The following is a 7,165-nucleotide window of genomic DNA, read 5'->3' on the forward strand; positions in this document are numbered from 1 at the left end:
ACCTGGGGCCCTTTGCGCCGCCGTCTCCGGACGGCGGATCGGCATGCGGTGCACCCCGAGGCACACCGGATCTCAAGTTCCCCCGGCTCCGGCCGATCAAGAGGGGAATCGGAGTCCGATGACCGCCGTGCGCACCCCTCCACCCCCCGTTCCCCGCCCGGGGCACGAAGCAGATCGTCTCGCAGCCGTACGCCGATCGGGTGTCCGCGACAGTCGCCCCGACGCCGCCCTCGACGGGCTCGTGCAGCTTGCGGCGAAGCTGTGCGGCACCGCGTCGGCCGAGATCAACCTCGTCGACGAGACCGACTTGTGGTTCTGCGCCGCTCGTGGCCTGGGCCGGCACGGGGAGACGGTGCCGCGCGACCTGACCTTCTGCACCTGGACGATCCTCGACCCCGACCGACCGACGCTCGTCCCGAGTGCCGCCGAGGACCCGCGGTTCGCGCAGAACCCCTTCGTGCTCGACGGCACCATCGGCTCCTACGCAGGGTTCCCGCTCCTGTCGGACGGTCAGCCGATCGGCTCGATGTGCGTCCACGATCCCCAGCCGAACCGGCTGAGCCTCGACCAGCTCGAGGACCTCCGGGTGCTGGCCACGGCCGCTCAGGAGCACCTCGCGCTGCGTCGCGACGTCGCCGAGCTCAACGAGCTCTCCCGCACCGACGCCCTCACGGGCACCGCGAACCGGCGCGCGATCGACGACACCCTGGCGCGCGAGCTCGCGCAGGCGGCCCGGCGGGGCGGGCACCTCAGCGTGCTGATGGCCGACCTCGATCGCTTCAAGGCCTACAACGACACGCACGGCCACCTGGCCGGCGACCTCCTGCTGCAGTCGATCGCTCGCCGCTGGCGCTCCCACCTGCGTGCCGGCGACCTGCTCGGCCGCTGGGGCGGCGAGGAGTTCTGCGTCCTGCTGCCCGACTGTCCCGCGCAGGAGGCGCTGGTCGTGGCCGAGAGGCTGCGGGCCGACATGCCCGAGGAGCAGACCTGCTCGATCGGTGTGGCCAGCGGTACAGCGGCCGGCGCGGAGCCGGGGGACTTCATCGGGCGCGCCGACCGAGCGCTCTACGAGGCCAAGGCCGCGGGGCGCGACAGGGTCGTGCCGGCATCCTGACACAGGACCCGTCGTCGAGTTCCGTGCGGACGGATCGGCGCGGCTCGGCCCCGCGGGCGAGACCGGCCTGGACACCGGCTCGCTCCATATGGACCTGACCGTCGCACGGCGCTACTGTCGCCCGACAGGACCATGGAAGCCACCGATGCACCGCGGCGAGTGCCGACGTTCTGCGCCTTGTGCGTGTCGCGGTGTGGTGCAACAGCGGTCACGCATGGTGGTCGGTTCACGGCCCTCGAGCCCGACCCCGAACACCCGACCGGGCGCGCGCTGTGCGTGAAGGGCAAGGCGGCCCCCGAGATCGTCGACCACGCCGACCGCGTCCTGCACCCGCTGCGGCGCACGGCGCCGAAGGGCGCCGATGACCCGGGCTGGGAGCGGATCACCTGGGAGGAGGCGCTCGACGCCGTCAGCGAGCGGCTGACCGCGATCGCGGCCGAGTCCGGGCCCGAGTCGGTCGTGTTCTCAGCGGCCTCTCCGTCGACGTCGGCGATCAGCGACTCGGCCGACTGGATCACCCGCCTGCGGCGCGCGTTCGGCAGCCCCAACTTCACCTGCTCGATGGAGCTGTGCGGCTGGGGCCGGTACCTCGCGTCGATGTACACGTACGGCACCCCGGTGCCGGGGGCGTACATGCCCGACCTCGAGCACGCCGGCTGCATCCTCTTCTGGGGCTACAACCCGTCGGTCGCCCGGCTCGTCCACGCCACCGCCACGGTCGATGCCCGCAAGCGCGGAGCGAAGCTCGTGATGGTGGACCCGCGCCGCGCCGGGCTCGCGTCGACCGCCGACCACTGGCTGCGCGTGCGCCCCGGGACCGACGCGGCGCTCGCGATCGCGCTCACCGGCGTGCTGCTGGAGCGCGGCTTCTACGACGAGGACTTCGTCCGGCGGTGCACGAACGCCCCGCTGCTCGTGCGCACCGACACCGGCCGCCTCCTGCGATCGGAGGCGTTGCCGGGCGCGCCCCCGGGCGGCTTCGTGGCGTGGGATGCCAGCAGTGGTGCGCCCGTCTCCTACGACCCGGCAACGCGCCGGTACGGAGCCGACGAGTCGGCCCTGGCCCTCGACGGGCACTACACGGTCGCCGGTGTCCGGTGCCGCCCGGTACTCGGCGCGCTCGCCGAGCAGTGCCGCAGCGTGTCCCTGGACGACGCGGAGGCCATCACCGGTGTTCCCGCGGCGGACATCGAACGGGTCGCCGAGACCCTGTGGACATCGCGCCCGGTGGCGTTCTACACGTGGAGCGGGCTCGAGCAGCACAGCGGCACCACCCAGATGATCCGCGGAGTCAACGTGCTCTACGCGCTCCTGGGCTGTCTCGACGCCCCGGGCGGCAACGTGCTCTTCACGCCGGTCCCCACCAACGCGATCGACGGGGCGGACCTGCTGCCCTCGACCCAGCGGGCCAAGGCGATCGGGCTGAAGGAGCGACCGCTCGGCCCGGCCCGGTTCGAGTTCACGACCGGCGCGGACTTCTACACCGCCGCGCTCGACGGCCGCGCCCGCGCACTGATCGGCTTCGGCGGCAACCTGGTCATGGCCCAGGGAGACAGCGCCCGCGGCCGCGACGCCCTGGCCGGGCTGGACTTCGCGGTCCTCGCCGACTCGTTCCTGAGCCCGACCGCCGACCTGGCGGACATCGTGCTGCCCGTCGCGACGCCGTTCGAGACCGAGGCCCTGCGGATCGGGTTCGAGGTCAGCCAGCATGCGCAAGCGCACGTCCAGCTTCGCCAACCGGTGCAGCCGCCCCGCGGAGAGTCCCGCTCGGACGTGGAGATCGTGTTTGCGCTGGCGACGCGGCTGGGCCTCGGCGAGCACTTCTGGGACGGCGACATCGACGCCGCCTGGCGCCACCAGCTCGCTCCGAGCGGGCTGACGCTCGAGCAGCTCCGCGCGCACCCCCGCGGGATCACCGTGCCGCTGGACACCGTCCACCGGAAGCACGTGCGGGAGCGGGACGGCGTCCCGGTCGGCTTCCGGACGCCGACGGGGAAGGTCGAGCTGCACTCCGACACGCTGGCCGAGCACGGCTATCCCCCGCTGCCGACGTTCACCGAGCCGGCGATCAGCCCGCGCTCGCGACCCGACCTCGCTGCGCGCTACCCGCTGGTCCTGACCTGCTCGAAGTCCGTGCGGTTCGCGGAGTCCCAGCACCGTCAGGTCGCCTCTCTACGCCGGGCCTCCCCCGACCCGCAGGTTGAGCTCCACCCGGATGCCGCGAGCGCCCGCGCGATCGGTGCGGGCGACTGGGTGCGCATCGCGACGCCCAACGGCACGGTCCGTGCCCGCGCGCGCCTGAACCCGACGCTCGACCCCGGCGTGGTCTGCGGGCAGCACGGCTGGTGGCAGGACTGCAAGGAGCTCGGGCTTCCGGGCTTCCCGCCGTATGGCCCCGACAGCGCCAACCTCAACCTGGTCCTGCGCCAGGAGCCGGCGGATCCGATCGGCGGCTGCGCGCCGCTGCGGGCGTCCTTGTGCGAGGTCGAGAAGATCGAGGCGTGACGGGGCGCCTGGCGGCGGCGCCCCATCCCGTGACCGCGCTCCGCCCGCCCGGCCAGCGCAGCCTCCGCGCCGACGTCTACCCCGCTCGCCGGATCACGATGGGCTCGACCTCACCGGGACCCGCAACCGCGCGGACATCGCGCGCATCGACAGGCTCTCCGCACTCGCCGCAGCAGAGGACGGGATCCGCGCGATGGCCGCAGCCACGGTGCAGGATCTCGACCGGCGGGCCGTCGGGTGCGGCGTGCCGGTCACCCCACTGACGCAGGGCGTCGATCACCGGCCAGAGGTCGATGCCCTTCTCCGTGAGCCGGTACTCCCAGCGGGGCGGATGTTCCTGGTACTGGACCCGCTCGAGGATCCCGACCTCGGTCAGTCGTCGCAGGCGCTGGTCGAGCGTGTGCCTCGGAATGCCCAACCGCGACTGGATGGCGCTGAACCGCCGGACGCCGAGGAAGACGTCGCGCACGATCAGCAGCGACCACCACTCGCCGACGACCTCGAGCGACTGCGCCACCGAGCAGTGCATGTCGGTGAAGCTCGCGCGCTGCACGACTGGCTCACCCCTCGCGGACGATCGAGTCGAACGCGGCCTCGTCGCGACGCTTCACCGGCCGGTCCAGGCCGCCGCGCCGGACGTCGACCGGATCCTTCGGCACGTCCGGCACGACCAGCCCGATCGCCCGCGTGATGAGGTGATCGAGGCGGCTCTTGCGGTGACGCGTCGCCCGGTTCAGGAGCACGATCTCGGCCCGACCGCGCACCTCCCGGCCGCGCAGCCGTGCTTCGCCGACCAGCTCATCGCGCGTCATGACGCCACCGGGGTGACCGCCGGGGCCGTCGCGTAGTCGGCCGACGCCGTCGCAGCGATGTGCGCGGGTGGTCCGTCGAGCGCGGCGAGCCGGCAGGGAATGCCGCAGAAGTGGGGCAGGCCCTGCTCGTGGTCGAGCTGATGCGGCTCGTCGCCGACGATCATGCCGTCGTTGTGGGTGCTCGCCGCACCGTCGGACACGTCGTCCATCAGCTCCGGAAACCACCAGCCGTGCGGCAGCCGCACGTGGCCGACGAGCATGTCGGAGCGGACGTCGACCTGGACGGTCATCGACCCATGCTCGGTGCTCACCTCGATCCAGCTGCCCGAGTCAACGCCGTGCGCGGTGGCGTCGTCGGGGTGCAGGAAGGCCCGCGGCAGCGGGGCGAGTCGCCGGAACTGCGTGAGCTGACGCTGACCGGTCTGGAAGTACGGATCCTCCCGGACCCCCACGAAGGCCAGGAGAGGGAACTCCGGGGACGTCGCGAGCGCGCGGTGATAGGGCAGCGGGTCGAAGCCCAGGCCCTCGAGCACGCTGGAGCGCAGCTCGACCTTCCCCGACGGCGTCGCGAACCCGGTCTTGCGGTAGGAGCGGTACTGCGGCACGGTGAACTCGCAGTCGTGCTGCGCGCAGTACTCGGCGAACGTCTTCCCGGTCGGCGTCAGGCGGTGGTCGATGAGCTCCTCCACCGATCGCCACGGGAACTGCTCGGCGAGCCCCATCCGCCCCGCCAGGCCGGTCCAGAAGTCGAACACGCCGCGGCAGCCCTCCGGTGGCTCCACCGCCTGCTCGGACACCTGGAGGCGCGGGATCCAGCGGAACCCGTCGTGGAGGTTCGGACGTTCGAGGAAGGTGTCACCTGGGAGCACGTAATCGCTGAGCGCGGCGGTCGGCGTCATGAACAGCTCGTGGGTGACGATCAGGTCCTGGTTGTGCATCGCTCGCACGATGCGTTGCTGGTTGGGGTACGACATGACGACGTTGTTGCCCAACGTGAACAGCGCCTTGACCGGGTACGGGTCCCCCGTCTCCATGGCCCGGAACACCGCGGTCGGATTCGCCATGTAGTTGCCCATGACGATGTTCGCGTAGCGCTGGCCCCACACGCGCTCCAGGGGCCCCTCCAGCGGGGCCATGCCGCGGTGGGTGTAGACCGGATGCGTGTCGGCCCCGAGCTGCTTGTCGCGCTGAGCCTGCGACAGGGCGTCGTGGTTCTCGATCTCTTCCTCCGGGATGACGTTCGGGTTGAAGCCCCAGAGGATCTCGCCACCGGGAACGTCGAGGTGGCCGCAGATCGCGCGCAGGATCGCGTGGCAGCGAATCGCGGAGGTCGAGCTGACCTGCTTGTCGGTCACCGGCGTCCACGGGATCGTCGCGGCCCGCGCCCGGGCGTACATGCGCGCGGCCGCGCGAATCGTCTCCGGGTCGACCCCGGTGATCTCCGCGACCCGGGAGACGGGGTACTCGCGCACCCGCTCGGCGAGGTCCTCGAAGCCGACGGTCCAGTCGCGTACGAACCGCTTGTCGTAGAGCTGCTCCTCGATGATCACGTTGAGCCAGCCGAGCGTCATCGCCGTATCGGTGCCGGCGCGCAGCTGCAGGTGGATGTCAGCGCGGTCGGCGTTGCTCGAGACCCGCGGGTCGAGGACGATCACCTTCGCGCCCCGCTCCTGGGCCTGGCGGATCCAGTTGTAGATCGGCGTCCAGGAGTGCCGGCGCGGGTTGTGGCCGAAGAGGACGATGCAGTCGGAGTTGAGGATGTCCGGGAAGGGGAACCACCCGTACGTCATGCGGTTGACGGCCGACGTGTTGCCCATGCACATCGAGACGCCGCTGATGTAGTTCGGAGAGCCGAGCAGGTTCATGAAGCGACGGCCAAGGCCGTTCTCGTTGGCCGTGTTCCAGTTGCTCGAGGCGACCGCGAACGCCTCCGGCCCATGGCGGTCGATGACCGTGGCCAGGCGCTCGGCGATGTCGTCGAGCGCGGTGTCCCAGCTCACTTCCTCCCAGCGATGCTCACCGCGCTCCCCCACCCTGCGCAGTGGCGTGGTCAGTCGCTCGGGACGGGCATACAGCTTGCGCGCGCTCGCCCCCTTCATGCAGATGTTGTCCTTCAGGAGCGGGTTGTCACTCGGGCCGACCCGTATGACCTGCCCCTCGTGTACGTCGGCGGTCAACTGGCAGGCGACGTCGCACACGGTGCACGTCACGCGTTTGCGCTCGGACAAGACAACCCACTCCCCGCAGAGGTTCAATGATTGAATCGACTCTAGTGGGTTCGTTGACACCCCGTCAAGTAGCAGGGACGCACGCTCGGCTGGTGGGGTGGCGCGCGGGTCGCGTGACGATCAGCCCCCGCGCACCGCCTTGCCGTGGGCGATGTACTCGGGCGGCCAGGCCATCTCGACGTAGGCGACGGCCTCGGCACCATCGACCGACGCGCGACCGATCACGTCGATCAGCGTCAGCCGGGGGTCGATCGGATACTGGAAATCGTCGCCGCGCTCCTCCATGGCGGCTCGCGTCCTGCGGCCGGCCTCGTCCTCGATCTCGACGACCAGGCCGCGGTGCACCATCGCCTCATCGAAGTCGTACGAGAACCGGGTCTGCACGATCTGCGACGTCACACCATCCTTGAAGACGTAGCCGCGCACGTCGGACCGGCCGAGCCCCTGCACGTCCATGACGTGCACGGAGATCCCGTCGGCCAGGAAGTTGAACCACTTGTAGTGCA

6 protein-coding genes are annotated in these 7,165 nt (G+C 71.1%); 2 read left to right on the top strand and 4 right to left on the bottom strand.

What is annotated here, in order from left to right; all coding sequences use genetic code 11:
- Nucleotides 1–118 precede the first annotated feature (118 nt).
- Both ABYE80_RS01560 and ABYE80_RS01565 read left to right on the top strand, forming a co-directional pair.
- Nucleotides 119–1,114, top strand: a complete 996-nt coding sequence (locus tag ABYE80_RS01560; RefSeq protein ID WP_372788131.1) for a diguanylate cyclase — start codon at nucleotides 119–121, stop codon at nucleotides 1,112–1,114.
- Between the two features lie 132 nt (nucleotides 1,115–1,246).
- Nucleotides 1,247–3,619 (top strand): molybdopterin-dependent oxidoreductase, encoded by a 2,373-nt coding sequence (locus ABYE80_RS01565; protein ID WP_372788133.1) that lies wholly within the window; start codon nucleotides 1,247–1,249, stop codon nucleotides 3,617–3,619.
- A 76-nt stretch (nucleotides 3,620–3,695) separates the two neighbouring features.
- On the opposite strand, the gene ABYE80_RS01570 is transcribed toward ABYE80_RS01565, so the two are convergent.
- The 4 genes from ABYE80_RS01570 to ABYE80_RS01585 form a co-directional block, all read right to left on the bottom strand.
- Nucleotides 3,696–4,172 (bottom strand): winged helix-turn-helix transcriptional regulator, encoded by a 477-nt coding sequence (locus tag ABYE80_RS01570; RefSeq protein ID WP_372788135.1) that lies wholly within the window; start codon nucleotides 4,170–4,172, stop codon nucleotides 3,696–3,698.
- A 7-nt stretch (nucleotides 4,173–4,179) separates the two neighbouring features.
- A complete protein-coding gene (locus ABYE80_RS01575; RefSeq protein ID WP_372788137.1) occupies nucleotides 4,180–4,431 on the bottom strand; it encodes a hypothetical protein in 252 nt (83 codons plus the stop codon).
- Nucleotides 4,428–6,659 carry a molybdopterin-dependent oxidoreductase gene (locus ABYE80_RS01580; RefSeq protein WP_372788139.1) on the bottom strand — a complete coding sequence of 744 codons (2,232 nt, stop codon included), beginning with the start codon at nucleotides 6,657–6,659 and terminating at the stop codon, nucleotides 4,428–4,430. Before ABYE80_RS01580 ends, ABYE80_RS01575 begins: the two co-directional genes overlap by 4 nt.
- A gap of 120 nt (nucleotides 6,660–6,779) precedes the next feature.
- The coding region (locus tag ABYE80_RS01585; protein WP_372788141.1) for a hypothetical protein at nucleotides 6,780–7,165 on the bottom strand (386 nt) is incomplete at its 5' end.

It is taken from the genome of Paraconexibacter sp. (genome assembly GCF_041602235.1).
Classification (GTDB): domain Bacteria; phylum Actinomycetota; class Thermoleophilia; order Solirubrobacterales; family Solirubrobacteraceae; genus Paraconexibacter.